Genomic DNA, 16,171 nt, shown 5'->3' with positions numbered 1-16,171 from the left:
TGGCGATCTCCGATTTCCCGTTTAATCTCTAAAGACTGTTCGTGAAATGCGATCGCCCTGTGGAATTGCCCTAGGGAACGGTAAGCAATACCCAAATTGCCGAGGGAATTAGCTTCTCCTTGGCGATCTCCGATTTCCCGTTTAATCTCTAAAGACTGTTCGTGAAATGCGATCGCCCTGTGGAATTGCCCTAGGGATTGGTAAGCAAGGCCCAAACTGCCGAGGGAATTAGCTTCTCCTTGGCGATCTCCGATTTCCCGATAGATAGTTAATGCCTGTTTCCAATACTGCAAAGCTTCTCGAACTTGACTTATTTTATGCTGCTGTATTCCTTGTTCTAACAGTCTGTCTGCTTCCGCTTTTCGGGTGACTGCCACTGAGGTATTGTCATTCATCCCAAGCAGTATCCCGGCACAATCCATCAACCAATTAGCATTATTTAGTTCGCCAAATTCTCTAAGACGCTCGGCCTCTTCTAGCATTACCGCCACCAAGCCATTATCCAGCAATTCCGGGTGAGTCTCTAATATCTCCGCTTCTTCGCCGCTGGGACAGGTTAGCAGTTGATTTATCAGGTTGAGATAGGCTTGTTCGCGTTCTGAACTCATGGCGATTTAGGATTTTGGATTGTGCGATCCATTAATTTATGATCGGTTAAACACATCTGTTAGGGGCCCCGTTTTTTGTAAGGGTTCTCGCATTTGGGCGACAATATGTGCAACACCACCGGGATTTATCCTTTATTCGTCGGCCGGATGGTTTGTCCGGGAGGTCGTTTGTTTGTCCAGGGGGCCGTTTGTTTGTCCGCGAGTCCGCCAGGGGTTGAAACCCCTGTCTCATAGCTAAAGTCGGTTGAAACCGACTGAAGAATGGTGAAAAATACTCGATTATGGTGAAAAATACTTGATTGTTTATTTAATTTGCTTTTGAGTCCTCTTTTAGAGGACTTTCGCTATGAGACGGGGGTTTCAACCCCCGGCGGACTTGTGGGGTAGCGTCGGGGATTTTGGTAGCCCGAAGGTGCGATCGACCTTTTGGTAAAATTTGGGTTAGGGGCGATCGACCTTAAATTTGATAAAATTAGATATCTGGAAAACATCTGAACGATCGCTAAATGCACGTTATCAGTCGCAAAAAATTAAGAGACTACTGCCAAAGTCATGCTGATTCCTGCGAGGCTCTCGATGATTGGTACAAAATTGCTAGTCAAGCCAACTGGACTAAACTTATTGAAGTTCAAACTATTTATCCTCAAGCTGAAGCAGTTGGAAATTTTACAATTTTTAACATCAAAGGAAATAAATATCGCTTAATCGTAAGTCTTAACTATCAAAAGCAAATTGTTTATATTAAGTACATTTTGACTCATGCAGAATATGACAAAGACAACTGGAAAAATGACCCTTACTTTTGACTCGGACAAATACAGCAGCTTGCTATCTCAATATCAACCGCGCATCATCAAAAATGAAGATGAAAACGAGATATTCTTAGAAATCGTTGAAAGCTTGCTCTCTCGGGAAAATCTAACTCCCGAAGAAGATACTCTGCTAGAACTCTTAGTCAAACTAATTGAGGATTTTGAAGAAAATCACTATCAACTAAATGCTTCAACTCCCCAGTCAAGACTTATTCATTTGATGGAAGCTAGGAGTTTAGAGCCAGCAGATTTAATAGAAATTATTGGTACAATTGAGATGGTAACTCAACTCATTAACGGTCAGCTAGAAATTACTAAAAAACAAGCTGAAGCTTTGGGAAAGTTTTTTCACGTCAATCCAGGTTTGTTTCTGTTTAAATAGCCGATCGTGTATCGAGGGAGATTTCCGAATGCTGGTGCACGCGAGATACCCGACTTCTCCCCCAAGTCTGGTATCTAACAACGATCGCGATTATTCGTCTTTCGCCCGAAACACCTTTTCTACCGACTTCACCAAAAGTTCTCGCGGCATCAATCGAGGCATATTGGCGATGATTTGATTGGGAATTCCCCCTGTCACAACATTAGACTCATTTTTGTCTAAAGCTTTCAAAGCATCTCGCACTACTTCCGCTGCAGGAACGAGTTTTTGCCCGCTGCTGGATGCCATAGCTTTCGGGAATTCAGCTACTGCGAAAAAGTCCGATTCTGTCGGCCCTGGACAAAGGCACAAAACGCCAATTCCTAAATCTTTGTTTTCCGCCCAAAGCGCCTCACTGAAACTTAAAACAAAAGCTTTAGTCGCTGCATACATTGACAAGTACGGCATCGGTTGAAAAGCTGCGATGGAGGCAACATTGATAATACTTCCTGATTTTCGCTGCCGCATTCCCTGCAAAAATAAGTGCGACAGTTCAACTAATGCTACAATATTTAGTTGCACCATTGTTAGTTGTTTCGCAAGCGGGCGATCGGCAAAAGCACCGTAATCGCCAAAACCCGCATTATTCACCAACAAATCAACCGTCCAACCTTTTTTAACAACCGCGTCAAATACAGCATTTGTGGCTCCTGGTGCGGTCAAATCTTGAACGATAATTTCGACCAAAATATTGAATTCCTGTTGCAGTTGAGCAGCTAGCTGTTGCAATTTGTCTTCGGAACGAGCTACCAAGATTAGATTGTGCTGGCGTTTGGCTAATTCGGCGGCAAAGGCTGCACCAATTCCGCCAGAAGCACCGGTGATTAAAGCAGTGGGCATGAATTTAATTCTGATTATTTGATATAAACTTTATATATTTTAACAATTATTTTGACTGGAACCTGTAAAATAATTAAAAGGGAATAGGTGAGTTTTATGGCGCGTCTTACCGATCGAGCTTTTGAAATTTTGCGGGCCGAAGTTGACAAGTGCGCGGCGGCTGATAGTCTAGCCGGTGATGTCTACCGACGGATGGTAATCAAGCGGTTGGAGAAGTTACGATCGCAAAACGGCACTTTTGCGTCAATAGAAGAAATCCGCGATACCTTCAAAGACCAATTTCCCAACTTCAGCGAACAAGCTCTCAAAGCTGCCGTCAAAGCCAACCGCCCGCCCGGATTGTTCGGTAAAATCATCTTTGCTGGGAGTTTGCTGGGAAGTGCTGCGGGGATAATTTGGCTCATTAACCTACCTTTTCCCATGATTCGCTGGCCCGTCGCCAAAACAATGCCGATATTGTTGCTGCCGAGTTTTATGAGTATGGATCACAATTACCGGCAGGCGATCGCCCTTGTGGAACAATCCGATCAACTCGTGAATAAAGCCACGGCTGTCGCTGATTTTGACTTGGGCGAAATTAAAGCAAAACAAGCGCAAAAACACCTCGACGCCTTGCCCGTGTGGTTCCTCGGCTATTACCCAAAGAGGTACTGCTCTTTTTTTAGCTGCAGTTGGCAGTTTACACTCGATGAATTTCAAGCCGCCCGCAAAAATGTCGGGCGGATGGAGGCTCAGATTTTCCAGCAAAAAAATGCTTTTACTCAGTTAAATCAAGTCGAACAAACTCTCAACGCGGCGAAACAGCAGTATCAGCAAGCCAAAACCGCTGCGGATAGACAAAAAGCAACGGTAAATTGGCAAAGTGCGATCGACCAACTCAATCAAATTCCCGCCGAAACCCTCGCGGGAGAAACGGCTAAGAAAACACTCAAAGCAGCAGAAAGAGACTTTCAAGCAATGGGCGGTGTAGCCACCGGTTCTGTGCAGGCTGACAACTTAATTGAAGCTGCCAAAGAATTTGCTCTCTCCGCCGCCGTCGCCGCCAAAAAACCACCGCATCCCGCCGCACAGTGGGAGCAAATAGCACAATTGTGGCAAGAAGCTATTAACAGACTGAAATTGATTTCTGTCGATAACCCTGGGTATCTCGACGCTCAAACCAAACTCGCTCAATATCAAAAAGATTTAGGAATTACCCAGATTAGACTGGAAGCAGAAAAAGATTCTGCAAAAGCCTTGCAAGAAGCTAAAAGCTTGTTGGCAAACTTGCAAAATAATGTGAATTCTCAAAATCCCGGTTACTCCCTTAGCCAGTTGCAACAAATTATCAATCAATTAGAATCCGTGAAACCCGGGACAACAGTTTATCCCGAATCCCAAAAATGGCTGCAATCTGCTCGCAAGAAACAGCAAGAATGGCAAAAAAATTAGCTGTTGACAGTTGACTGTTGACTGTTGACAGTTGACAGTTAACTGTTGACTGTTGACTGTTGACTGTTGACTAATGACTGTTGACTAATGACTAATGACTAATGACTAATGACTAATGACTAATGACTAATGACTACTGCCAACTGCCAACTGCCAACAACCAACTGCCAACTGCCAACTGCCAACTGACAAATTACCAAGTCGGGTCAACATACAGATTAATTGTCACTTGCTTTTTCCCGTAAGGGATGCCGGAAATACAAGCACAAATCGTATCTCCGCCATCAATTTCTACTTCGCAAGCGTGACAAGAACCCATGAGACAGCCAGTAGGAATAGAAACCCCTGCACGTTTAGCTACATCTAGCAAAAGCTCTCCTGGTTCAGCTTCAACTGTCACGTTATCAGGTAAAAAACAAACTTTTGTCATTGAATTTGAACCTCCACTCTAACAAACAATAGTTAATAGTCAACTGTCAACTGTCAACTGTCAACTGTCAACTGTCAACTGTCAACTGTCAACTGTCAACAGTTAACTAATTAACCTAAAATATGCTTTATATCTAAATGCTTTTCCACTGTATCTGCTAGAGAGTCTAACAGAGTTTCTCGGTGTTCTCGGTAATTAGGAATACCTGTAGGCAATGCGCGGAGTCCCCGCTGCTGCCGCAAGTGATTTAACCAAGCTCGCCGCCAAGCTCCGTTATCAAAGATGCCGTGCAGGTATGTACCCCAAATTGATTGAGAAGTATTGACAATGCCTAAACTAGCATCGTCAAATAGCGGTTGAGTCAAATCTGACTCTAGGATTTGCGTTTTTCCTTGATGAATTTCGTAACCGGAAACTGGCAAACCCGGTTGAGGATAGTTAGATGTTACGATTCGTTGGCGGGCAATTTTGTTCGGTGCCATCGCAGTTTTCAAAGGCAGCAATCCCAATCCTGGAAATTCTCCCTTTTCTCCCTCAACCCCTTCTTTATCCGTGATACTTTGTCCCAGCATCTGAAAGCCGCCGCAAACTCCCATGACTGTACCGCCAGCTACTAAATAATTTTGAATAGCTTTTGCCATACCTGTTTGGCGCAGCACCTGCAAATCGGAAATTGTAGTTTTAGATCCTGGTAAAATCACGGCGTCTGGATGGCCTAAATGGTCTTTTGGGCTGACATATTTGACTGTGACGGTAGTTTCCGACTCCAGGGGGTCAAAGTCGGTAAAATTGGAAATTCGAGGCAGGCGGATGACCGAAATATTTATGTCGGTTTGAGAATTGGGAGAACGCCGATCGAGCAAATCGAGAGAATCTTCTGAGGGAAACACTTCGTCTATCCAAGGAATCACGCCAACTACCGGGATTCCCGTCCTTTCTTCTAGCCAAGTCAGGCCCGGATCTAATATCGATTTTTGCCCTCGGAACTTATTAATAATGAATCCTTTAATTAAAGCTCGTTCGTCTGGATCGAGCAATTCCAAAGTACCGATAATGTGAGCAAAAGCACCGCCGCGATCGATGTCAACTACTAGCAAAGTTCGAGCTTTTAAATATTTAGCTACCCGCATATTTGTTAAATCGCGGTGTTTGAGATTAATCTCAGCAGGGCTGCCGGCTCCCTCACACACAATCATGTCAAATTCTTGCTTGAGAAATTCTAAAGATTCCCGAATAGCTTGCCAGCCGATATCGAAATACTGCTCGTAATATTGAGATGCTCGCACATTTGCGATCGCCCGGCCCTTGACAATCAATTGAGAAGTCATGTCTCCTTGTGGCTTGAGCAAAATCGGATTCATTTCTACCCAAGGTGCGACGCCCGCAGCCCAAGCTTGCACTGCTTGAGCGTAACCAATCTCTCCGCCGGCCGCTGTGACATAGGAATTCAGTGCCATATTCTGACCTTTAAACGGAGTTACCCGCCAGCCTCGCCGTTTAAAGATTCGACACAAAGCTGCTACGAGTAAAGATTTCCCTGCGTGAGATGTTGTTCCCACGACCATAATTGCTTTCATAATATTAATGGAGAAGGAAGAGGGAAGAGGGAAGAAGGAAGAAGGAAGAAGGAAGAAGGAAGAGGGAAGAGGGAAGAGGGAAGAGGGAAGAAGTAAGAAGTAAGAAGTAAGAAGTAAGAAGTAAAAAGTAAGAAGTAAGAAGTAAGAAGGCAGAAGGCAGAATCAAAAAAAATTCTGGTTTCTACCTTTTGCTTTCTGCCTTAAGATGACGGCTTATCTTCGCCGGATACATTCTCAGACTTGGATTCATCGGCCACACGAGCAGCTTCTACTAGCTCCGAAGGGGGGGGATTCGGGCGAATCAATTCCGGTTGTTCTCCCTCAGAAGATGGTGTTTTATCTGTGGAAGGGGGGGGATTCGGGCGAATCAATTCCGGTTGTTCTCCCTCAGAAGATGGTGTTTTATCTGTGGATTCGATCGAGATCACTGATACTGAAACCGTTTCCACCTGCACGCTCAACCCAGGTTCTCCCGGTACTTCTATCTCTACAGGCTCTGCCATTTCCACCACTGTCATTTCCAGAGATACAGCAGGGGCTTCTGCTTCCGGTACGCCTGCTGCTTCCGGTTCACCAACTGCAGCCAGCGGTGTCTGGGTTTCCACAGATAAAGCAGGGGCTTCTGCTTCTGGTACGCCTGCTGCTGCTTCCGGTTCACCAATAGCAGCCAGCGGTGTCTGGATTTGGGCGGACGATCGATCTTCGATCGGAGTTTCCCCTATTTTGTCAGAACTCGCGGTTTCTGTGGCCATCAACGCGGCCATTGCTTCAACATTGGTGGGAAAAGGCACTCCCAGGCTTGTTTCCACAGGAGTGTTGCTGCTTTCGGCTGCCACTTCCGCAGCCGCCTGGGCTAATTCGGATTCGAGAATTTGGTCGATACCCGGTGCAGGAGTTGGCGTTATTTTAGATTCAGGTGCGATCGATTCTGGAGTCGCTGAAGGTTTTGGCGTCTGGGGAGTTGCATCAGACTTGTTTTTACCCGCACCGAGTCCTAACATACCGCCGAGACTATTTTTGATATTGTCAAACAGACTACCGAAACCGCCGGCTTTTTTAGCTGGTTTAGGAGGAGTAGGAGGAGTTGGGGCCGCCGTTGGGGCCGCCGCCGCTGCCGCTGCCGCCTGCGACTCTTTAACGGCTGTCCTCCATTCTGTTTCCTCGTCAAAATCATCGACTTCTGGCTGCTGTTGAGGCTCTGGCTGAGCCTCTACTGGCTCCACACTTGGTGCAACGGCTATTTCTGAAATTTCTAGAGGTAGAGGTAGAGGAGTGAAGTTGCTGGCTAATTCTGCTGGAGGTTGTGAAGTCTCAGCAGCAGGAGTTTCGACTGAAAACACTGGTATTTCTGCAATTGCAGGTGTTTTCGAGTCGGGAATTTTCAAGTCAGGGGCGATCGCACTTTCTGCAGTTGCCTCGTCGATCGCACTTTCAGCAATACTTTCAGCTATGGGGGTAATCGCCGGCTGTTCCTCTAGCTTTACCTCGCCCTTATCCAGAGTGGGTGCTGGAACCACATCAGTTTTCGGTTTGGGCGATCGAACAAACTTAGGTTTTTTCGCCGCTGCGGGTTCTTTTTTCTTGGCAAACAAGCCAGCAAACGGCACGCCTCCTGCAGCCAAATTCGCCGACTGAGGAATCGGCGTTTGCTCAGCAACGGGCGTCACCTGCCGGCGCAAAGTCAGAGTTTCCCAGGCAAACCAGCCCAACATCGCCACGCCCGCCATTTGACCAAGCAGGAGAGCACCAGTAATTCGTCCCGCACAAGCCCATAAAATTAACGCATAAAAAAGCCCTACCCCGCTCCAGGTAAAATCACTTTTGCGGTGCACTTCTGGAAAAAAGAAGGCCGCCATGTAAATACTGAAGCTGCCTAGACCGACCGCCAACGCCAGAATGTATGCAAGCATCTTGTCGGTACCTCCGCTGTGTCAAATAACTTCTACGCGCTAATTCTACCTTTGAGAGAGACTCAACGGCTTCTTTCTCTAGGACAATTCTTGATTTGTAGGGAAGTTTGGCAATGCGCCGTGTAAGGAATTTAACACGTTCAACGGATGTTGACGCCAGAAGTGCGAGTCAAGATTTCCCACTCTCCCCCACCTCCCTAATGCCATCACCCCCTAGGCCCACACCCCCTATCCCCATCACCCCCTTCTCCGTGGTGATAGATGTCACTTAGACTATGCCCGTGCGATCGCACCAAGCGACTGAGGATGTTTATATGTTGTAGGTGTAAGAGGAATTATGCCCTAGGGCATAGGTATGGGAGACAATGCCATGTTGGAGAAACTATTATTAGCCGCCGGCTTAACCTTATCCCTTCACATATTTCCCGGACTAAGCACTTCCGCGAAATTACCGAAAAATTTGGTAGTGCGATCGAGCGATCGTCCGGCTCAAACCGTGAAACTTCCCCTCGTTTCAGTACCTGCAGGCGTCAAGCCGAACGTCCAATCGTAATGATACCTGCAAGATACGTGCAAGTGCGATCGGACTTAGGCAGAGCCTTTCTAATGTTTTTTTCGAGCTGTCCTCTTTTCTATGTGGCTGTTCACAACTCATCAGTTTGTAGTCAGGGCTTTAGTCCTCATTAATCTCACCTAATAAGGACTAAAGCCCTTACTACAAACCCTAGGTCAATAATGACTAGCAGATTGAACCTTAATTTTTATAACATACTACTAGACAAATCTCAACATCAGCTTGTCAAGTAAAGACTTTCAAACCTTAAAAAACTTGTGTAATCCTGACTAAAGGATCAAAATAGATATATAATCCCCTGATGGCTCTCCAAGCTAATAAGCACATTGACTATTAAATCAAGGAAAGCGAAAATGGGACTTAGCGATATTCTATTGAATGAAAACAACAGAGAAAGTTTTGTTGATGACTGTGTAAAGCTGATAGACAAACAAGTTGCAGCAGCGCCGGGATTGGGTGGTATGGCTCTTAAAGCTGCCTACTCTACTGTCAAGGGGATACGGGCTGACTATTGCGCCCAAGTCGTCGATCAACTTCTGCCAGAAATCTCGATCGCACTCGATCCGATGTGGGCTGAAGCAGTAAACAATGGCAACCCAGTCGAATATCTAGCCCAAAGAAAAGCTGAAGTAGCAGACGAATTGCTCCAGATCAGCGACAAAAAAGCCGAGAACAGCACAAGAGCGGTTGTTAGAGGCGCTTATGCCAAACTCCGCCCCTCAGCTAAGACTTACGTGGAAAAGGGAGTACCGGATTTAGCCGAAATTATTAATAAATATAATAGTGCGGCCTGATAACTGAGCAACGGCTAAAAAACAGAATACCCAGATACCCGACTTATTAAATAAGTCGGGTATCTTAAAGAAGACTTATTCGTAAGTTTGTACTTAGGAGGGAGAGTCCTGATTTTAGAGTTATCCATTGCCAATTACCCACTGATTTGCAGCCAATATTTTCAACATCGCCTGTCCGGTAATTCCCAACCCCAAAAACATTACAAACATAGCGCTAATCGCAGGCAGAAATTTGACTGCTGTTATCTGTTTGGGCAGTTTATCAAAATTCCGTTTGGCATAAACTAAGATTAATCCGATCGCACTCAGCACTAAAGCCAATCCCAAACTAAACGCTACCACTAACGTCATTCCCAAACCAATATTGCCCAAAGCCGACGCACTCAACAGCATCACCAAAGCGGAAGGACAAGGCAACAAACCGCCGGAAATCCCCAATGCTAATAAGCTTTTCCAAGTAATGGGAGAACCGTCAGTACCGGGCGGCAAATGCGAGTGAAGGCGCCCGTCTCCGTGATGGTGGTAGTGGTGAGATATATCGGGTTTTACAGGCTTAAATTCTCGCTCCCAACTTCCTCTAGTCAAAAGATTTACTGGTTCTTCACATTCCGCAGTAAGGACTTTACTCCTTAAAAACCAGTTTTTATTAAAAATTTGAGTTTGGATTTTTTTGAGAACTTCAGTCCTCACTACCAACCTAGTCTTGATTTTTGATAAGAGTAAGTTAAACCCGATGAAGGCTACTAATAAACCAGAGATTAAACTCAGCCAAGGATCTAATTTTTCTGGGTCAATTAAGTTAGAAGCAAACAAAGTAATTCCGCCCACAGCAAACACGCCTGCAGTGTGAGTAATTGTAGTCGTCGCTGCTAGAAATAAAGCGTGTAGCGGAGTAGCCCGCGAACCAACTAAATAAGCGCCGACTATGGTTTTTCCGTGTCCGGGCGACATCGCGTGCACGCACCCCCAAGCAAATGCTCCCGCTACTGCTAGCAGCAAACTCCAACCTGAATCCCAGATAGATTCCTTTCCTGCTAACAAAAAGTCCCGGTTTTGCGGCGTAAACACAAAGCTTTTTACAGCACCGGCTTGCACAATCGTAGCTTGACAGCTAGCTGTCGGAACTCCGGGCAAAAACAGATTGTAATTAATCCGCAATTTCTCTGGTTTGGAGATGGAAATTGAGTCAGGTAAACCGGGGCTTTTATCTTGAGAAGGTGCGGGCCAGGTGTAGTCTAAAATTAAGGTGCTGTGGGTATTGGGCTGCTGGATAACACTGGTGCTTTTAGCTGCTATTTCTAGCGGGTTTACTGCTACGGAGCCTTGAATGTTGCTACTGTTGGTGAGGCGGATTTGTTGGCTAAAAAACTTTTCTAGCTGTGTTTGGTGGTTGCGAACTTCAGCAGGTTGTAGCTGGCTGTCTCGATTGTCGTCGGCGAAGTTTGTTAAGCCGGTTGGGAAAGTTAATGTTATTTCGGTTTGCAAATCGTTGACTACTATTTCTGCTACGGATAAGTCTGACCAGTGTGAGTAAACTGGTCGGGTTGAGGTTGTTAGTAACAAGGAAAGTGTCAGGGAAAATAGGATAAATAATTTTAAAACTCGGTTCAGTTTGTACTGCATAAATACATTTTTGTCGGTATTTTGTTGGGTTGTTTGTAATTTTTTCGGCGATCGATCTTTTCGTGAGTCTCACAGTCCGCCAGGGGTTGAAACCCCTGTCTCATAGCGAAAGTCGGTTGAAACCGACTAAAAGATTTTCTAGTTTTTAGTGAAATCTTTCAGTCCTATGCAAGAGGACTTAAGCTTTTAGGCAGGGGTTGAAACCCCTGGCGGATTGACGGAATGGCGAACTTGGCCGAATGGCTGCTATTAGCTAATCTCAAAATTCATAACTTCCCAAACCGAATGCTTGGCGAGATCGATCGTCAAAAGTCGGGTCAATTTCCTTGGACTTTTGAAAATAAGCGCGAGATTCAGCATCCTTACCTAAAGTCCGGGCGATCGCACCAGCCCGGTAAAACATCCCCGCATCCCGAATCCCCGATCGCACTATTTCGGCCATCACTCGATCGGCCTTTTGCCATTCACCAGAGGCCGAAAACGCCCAGGCTAAAGTATCCAACGTGACAGCATCCCGCCGAATTTTCACCTCCTCCTGCATTAACGCCAGCGCTTCCGCGACATCCTGCGATCGACCTTTTTCCAGCAGCAAACTTGCTAAATCCCTGCGGTGGCCAAAACCGCCAGAAACCTGTTCCTGTCGCAGCCCTGCTTCTGCTTTGTCGCGAAGTCGCCGGGATTCGATCGCATCTCCCTGCAAATCCTTCACCCTCGCCATACCGCGATCGACAATGCGATCGAACACAGTCGCAACCCCGCCAGAATAGGCCGAAACCTTCCTGTAATAGCCTTCCGCTTCCCGATAATTGCCCTGGCGCGTCTCCAAATCCGCCAAATAAATCAGCGCCAGCGGGTATCGCGGCACCAACCGCAGCGCCTCCAAAAACAGCGCTTTCGCCTGCACAAACTGCCCGCGACGCGCGTAAAATCGACCCAAGAGCGATCGGGCCCGCGCCGAACCAGCAACCTCTCCCGGTTCCTCCGCCGCCATTGCTTGGCGGTAATCCTGCAAAACCTCAGCATCTCGGCCCTGAGACTCTCTCACTAAAGCTCTCAAAGTGAGAGAACCCAAGTTAGGAATCCGGTTAACTAAGGCTTCTGCGGCTGCATTGGCCTCGCTCACTTTACCCATCGCTAAGTGAGATGTAACTAAAAGGGCGATCGCATCTTCATTGTCAGAACCCGCCTGTTTAGCAAAGCGCAAAGCAGTAACAAAATCGTGTCTCGCCTCGGCAATTCGAGCTAAAACTAACAGCGCACCTTGGTTGTCAAAAGGCAAATCGGCGATCGACCTTTGAGCCGCTTGTTCTGCCAATAAAAACCAACCTCCCTCCCCAGTAGCGCGAGCCATTTTTAAATAAGATCCCGCCAGTGACGCCCGGTTCAAACCGCTGCGGGAATCAACGGCCAACCGCTGCTGGTAAAAAGCAATCTCTTGCTGAATTGCTTCCTTTTGATTGGGATTATTTCTCAAACTTTCCGAAAAATGATAGCGGTAATTACTATCGAGATTTTCGGGGCTTTTGTTAGAAAAAGTTGCTGAAATAAAACGCAAGTTAGGAGGTAAATTCACTACTACCATCCCAACTAAAGGAACCACTCCCAGCAGCCACCACGAGAAAATATCCGATTTTATTTCCGGTTTAATTTTAGTTTTCATACATCCGCGTTAATCAGCGTTCATCTGCGGTTAAAAAAAGTATTTTCGATATGTCATTAGCCAATAATCAATAACTAATGGCTAATGACTAATGACTAATGACTAATGACTAATGACTAATTAGGCGAAGGCACATAAGGAAAATTCGCTTCTACAGGTTTGTGTCCCTGAGCCGGATTTCCCGGAGTTCCGTTATATGAAACGTTATCGCCAACCGGAGAGCCCACCAAAGCTCCCAGAGTGATATCAATAACGTCGTCCATCAGCATACGACCTCCGATCAAACTTCCTTGAGAATTTGTAGCGCTAGCGTAGCCGCTGGTTTTTGTGGTATCGATCCGCATGACATCGGGTAAGAAAGCTCCGGCGATCGCATTTGGATCGACATTATCCCGACCGTCCAAAAGATCGACAGCATTTAGAGTAGCAACAGCTTCCTGCCGCACCGGAGCAGCAGCAGCGCTCAAATCCGATCTCGGAGGAATATTATTGAATGCTTCCAGATAAGCAGGAGTAACTATCAAACCCTCATTAATTGCAGGTCTTGCCAAACGCTCGAATTGTTTAAAACCGCCAGCTCCATCCCGGATCGAAACTGTTGACCAAACATCAAAAGTATTTGCCCCTGTTCCTGCTTGCAAAAACGCTTTCGGAACGCGGACAGCAATTGTATTGACGTTGTAACCTTTAGTAAAGTCGATCGCTTGACTCGGTTCTTTAAAAGCAGTGCGCGGCCCTGTTCCCAAAGCTGCGGCGCGAACTCGGAAAAATTGTTCCACATCAAAGAAAAACGGGTCTTCGCGTAAACCCGCAAATACAGTCAAGTTAGAACCGCCCACAGGTACTGTATTCAAAACAGCATTAGAATTCAGCGGAGTTGTGGCAATTAGCCCGCCGTTAACTGTAGTCTTAGCAACAGTCTCCGAGCCACCGCGAACAACAGTTACAGCTACCGCTTGCATACCTCTATTGTTAGGCGGACTGAAGGCAAACCGCAAGATAATATCCGAACGTCCAGTAGGTGTAGAATTCACGTCACCTACCTGGGTGATGTGAAATTGGTAGAGGGCTGTAGTGCTGAAATAATATTGATAGCGAGCTACAGACCGGGGATTTGAATTCATCGTAAATACTAAATCTCCGTCCGCAGCACCGGAGTTTTGGTCTTTTTCGCGATATACATATAGGTCAGTTAAATTGACCGCGCGACCTTTGATATCTACTTCGCCGTCGTCGTGGTCAGAAGCGACAATTATCCCTGGAGTTAATAGAGCAATTAGAGCTACTTCAATAGCTAGTATGGTTCGGCGAATTTTTTTTGTGAGCTTCACAGTTAGCACCTTTATTTCAATGTAATTTTTGCACAAATCAATGGTAAATAACCGGCCTTATACCAATTTTTTATGAGGCCCCGTAGAATCTGATCCCCCCTAACCCCCCTTAATAAGGGGGGGACAAGATTCTTCTCAAAGTCAACCCCTACTCCCCAACAATCAGGGGGATTTAGGGGGATCGAGATATGTGAAACTTCACATTAAATTGGTATTAGCGGGTTTTACTTTTGTAGCAACAGGTTGAAATCTGTCAACCTGTCGGGCTTTGGCGCTGTTGCTGAGCCTTCTCCTATTGGTGGTATACGAAGGTTTGGCAATTTTGGATCTGTGCTGCCAGACTAATTTATGTAAAAAAGTGGGTAATTGAGGATTTACTCGTTCCCGGACTATCCTTGGGAATGCCTGCTCCCAGACACGGCTTCCCTCGATAGAGCGGAGCCAGAGCCTCGCTTAGAGGGGTTTCCAGGCTCTTATTGGGAGCGATCGAACAAAGCTTGGGAACGAGTGAAGGGCGCGGTTTTGACTCTTCACGCTCAGGGATTTTTTTGTTCTGCATAAAGCGGATTGCTAAGTCTCAAAAAAATCACTAATTAGGTGGTAAAATTCCAGATGACTTGGGATTTATAGAATTCAAAGCACGACAAAATTAGCCTAAAAAGGCATACTCCAGTTTGTACCCCAACTTCAAACTTAAAATTATGTTCTGTAGTGATATACGCCGAATTTTTAATTTTGGATCTGTGCAGTCAAAACAAAAATTTTAGGTACACTGAGATGACAGGCCAGAAGTCAGGCGATGAATCGCTGCTTTTAGTGCAGATTGCCCAGAAAGACCAAACGGCATTAGCTAAACTTTACGATCGCTACGGTCGCCCAAGTTACGCTCTCGCTTACAAAATCCTGGGTTCGGTAGAAGAAGCGGAAGAAGTGGTACTCGATGTTTTTTCCCAAATTTGGCAAAAAGCAGCAACTTACGATCCTTCTCGCAGTCGAGCAGATACCTGGTTGTTCATGCTTACCCGCAGTCGTTCCCTCGATCGGCTGCGAGCTGTGCAGCGAACAGTCCGGGCTGCTGAAGCTTGTCTGGAAGAGGCTAAAGTACCCATCTCTAGCGTTGCAGAACCGATGGAAGATGCAATGTTTAAAGAACGCAGGGAACAAGTCAAAGCAGCCTTAGAAAAACTGCCAAAGGAACAGCAACAGGCGATCGAACTCGCTTACTACCAAGGGCTGACTTGCGCGGCGATCGCAGCTAAAACTGGTATCCCGACAGGTACAATCAAAACCCGAATTCGGTTGGGTCTTTCCAAATTGCGTCAAGCTTTGAGCGAAGAATTTTAGATAGTCAAAAAACAAAATTTAAGTTGTTTAACATTAATCTAAAATTGTGGCATCTCCAATCATCCATCTTGAGTGCGAGGGCTGCAGACCAATTTCAAGTTTAAAATCAACCTAGGCTGAATTACAATTAATGGCGGAAAACAGATGGAAATGATGCCAGACGAGGAGTTTAATATCCTTGCAGCCCTTCAAGCTCTCGATACCCTCGACGAGTCAGAACGTGGCGCATTTGCAGAGAAATTGAAAGAGTCCCCAGAACTTACAAGTGAATTAGCTGCTTTGGAATCCACAATTGCCGCGATCGCCTACACAGCCCCCCCAGTTCCTGTCGCCCCCGACCTCAAAAACCGCCTGTTCCAGCGTATAGCCGAACTGCCGCCAATCCCGGCAGAATCAGCCAATATAAAGCCAATTGTTACTTCCCCAACCGAGAACAATACTCCATCTTTAATAGTGCGATCGCACGATGTCAAATGGAAATCTTATGGAGTTCCGGGAGTCTCGTTCGGCAAGCTTTACATGGACAAAAAAAAGCGCGAAATTACCTGCTTGATGCGCCTAGAACCTGGAGTAACATTTCCCCTGCACCGACACGCTGCCTCGGAGGAAGTGCTTGTATTAGAAGGAGACTTAATTGTAGAAGGGGAAATTTGCCATCAAGGCGACTACATTCGATCGGTTCCCGGTTCCACACATTCGCCCCTCACCCAAGGGGGATGTTTGCTGTTAATGAAAACTTCCCTAGACAACGAAATGTTCGTCTGATAATATTATTTTTGTTTAATTGCCGACAGCTTGGAGGGCGGGTTTATGTAG

15 protein-coding genes are annotated in these 16,171 nt (G+C 46.1%); 7 read left to right on the top strand and 8 right to left on the bottom strand.

What is annotated here, in order from left to right:
- On the bottom strand, positions 1–608 hold a 608-nt coding region (locus tag QUB04_RS23815), incomplete at its 3' end, for a tetratricopeptide repeat protein (protein ID WP_333288153.1).
- 506 nt (positions 609–1,114) lie between these two features.
- Between QUB04_RS23815 and QUB04_RS23810 the strand changes: the two genes are divergently transcribed.
- On the top strand, positions 1,115–1,414 hold the full coding sequence (locus QUB04_RS23810) for a type II toxin-antitoxin system HigB family toxin (protein ID WP_333288150.1): 300 nt from the start codon (positions 1,115–1,117) through the stop codon (positions 1,412–1,414).
- On the top strand, positions 1,377–1,802 hold the full coding sequence (locus tag QUB04_RS23805) for a transcriptional regulator (RefSeq protein WP_333288148.1): 426 nt from the start codon (positions 1,377–1,379) through the stop codon (positions 1,800–1,802). The genes QUB04_RS23810 and QUB04_RS23805 overlap by 38 nt, the downstream gene beginning before the upstream one ends.
- 90 nt (positions 1,803–1,892) lie before the next feature.
- Here QUB04_RS23805 and QUB04_RS23800 read toward each other — a convergent pair whose 3' ends face one another.
- Positions 1,893–2,681, bottom strand: coding sequence for an SDR family oxidoreductase (locus tag QUB04_RS23800; protein WP_333288146.1), 789 nt, complete (start codon positions 2,679–2,681; stop codon positions 1,893–1,895).
- A 96-nt stretch (positions 2,682–2,777) separates the two neighbouring features.
- Between QUB04_RS23800 and QUB04_RS23795 the strand changes: the two genes are divergently transcribed.
- Positions 2,778–4,112, top strand: coding sequence for a hypothetical protein (locus QUB04_RS23795; RefSeq protein ID WP_333288144.1), 1,335 nt, complete (start codon positions 2,778–2,780; stop codon positions 4,110–4,112).
- A 193-nt stretch (positions 4,113–4,305) separates the two neighbouring features.
- Here the strand turns inward: QUB04_RS23795 and QUB04_RS23790 are convergent, their stop codons facing one another.
- The 3 genes from QUB04_RS23790 to QUB04_RS23780 form a co-directional block, all read right to left on the bottom strand.
- On the bottom strand, positions 4,306–4,542 hold the full coding sequence (locus QUB04_RS23790) for a 2Fe-2S iron-sulfur cluster binding domain-containing protein (protein ID WP_333098507.1): 237 nt from the start codon (positions 4,540–4,542) through the stop codon (positions 4,306–4,308).
- Positions 4,543–4,652: 110 nt separating this feature from the next.
- Entirely contained in the window at positions 4,653–6,119 is a 1,467-nt protein-coding gene (gene cobQ / locus QUB04_RS23785; RefSeq protein ID WP_333288142.1) for a cobyric acid synthase CobQ, read from the bottom strand.
- Positions 6,120–6,319: 200 nt separating this feature from the next.
- Positions 6,320–8,029: a Ycf66 family protein gene (locus QUB04_RS23780; protein WP_333288140.1), complete on the bottom strand. Its 1,710-nt coding sequence runs from the start codon at positions 8,027–8,029 to the stop codon at positions 6,320–6,322.
- A gap of 370 nt (positions 8,030–8,399) precedes the next feature.
- On the opposite strand from QUB04_RS23780, the gene QUB04_RS23775 reads away from it, so the two are divergent.
- Together QUB04_RS23775 and QUB04_RS23770 are read left to right on the top strand one after the other, a co-directional pair.
- Complete coding sequence (locus QUB04_RS23775; protein ID WP_333288138.1) at positions 8,400–8,582, top strand: hypothetical protein; 183 nt, start codon at positions 8,400–8,402, stop codon at positions 8,580–8,582.
- Between the two features lie 374 nt (positions 8,583–8,956).
- Complete coding sequence (locus tag QUB04_RS23770) at positions 8,957–9,397, top strand: DUF6918 family protein (protein WP_333141058.1); 441 nt, start codon at positions 8,957–8,959, stop codon at positions 9,395–9,397.
- Positions 9,398–9,517: 120 nt separating this feature from the next.
- On the opposite strand, the gene QUB04_RS23765 is transcribed toward QUB04_RS23770, so the two are convergent.
- The 3 genes from QUB04_RS23765 to QUB04_RS23755 form a co-directional block, all read right to left on the bottom strand.
- The gene (locus QUB04_RS23765) at positions 9,518–11,020 is read right to left on the bottom strand and encodes a HoxN/HupN/NixA family nickel/cobalt transporter (protein WP_333288137.1); all 1,503 of its coding nucleotides are present in this window, start codon (positions 11,018–11,020) and stop codon (positions 9,518–9,520) included.
- A 259-nt stretch (positions 11,021–11,279) separates the two neighbouring features.
- Positions 11,280–12,680, bottom strand: coding sequence for a tetratricopeptide repeat protein (locus QUB04_RS23760; RefSeq protein WP_333288134.1), 1,401 nt, complete (start codon positions 12,678–12,680; stop codon positions 11,280–11,282).
- Between the two features lie 116 nt (positions 12,681–12,796).
- Positions 12,797–14,011, bottom strand: a complete 1,215-nt coding sequence (locus QUB04_RS23755; protein ID WP_333288132.1) for a DUF4331 domain-containing protein — start codon at positions 14,009–14,011, stop codon at positions 12,797–12,799.
- 777 nt (positions 14,012–14,788) lie between these two features.
- Here QUB04_RS23755 and QUB04_RS23750 point away from each other — a divergent pair.
- Entirely contained in the window at positions 14,789–15,355 is a 567-nt protein-coding gene (locus tag QUB04_RS23750; RefSeq protein WP_333288130.1) for a sigma-70 family RNA polymerase sigma factor, read from the top strand.
- A gap of 150 nt (positions 15,356–15,505) precedes the next feature.
- The gene (locus tag QUB04_RS23745) at positions 15,506–16,120 is read left to right on the top strand and encodes a cupin domain-containing protein (protein WP_333288128.1); all 615 of its coding nucleotides are present in this window, start codon (positions 15,506–15,508) and stop codon (positions 16,118–16,120) included.
- Positions 16,121–16,171 lie beyond the last annotated feature (51 nt).

The sequence above is a fragment of the Microcoleus sp. D2_18a_B4 genome, assembly GCF_036702475.1.
Classification (GTDB): Bacteria; Cyanobacteriota; Cyanobacteriia; order Cyanobacteriales; family Microcoleaceae; genus Microcoleus.
This window is presented reverse-complemented; position numbering and strand designations above follow the sequence as displayed.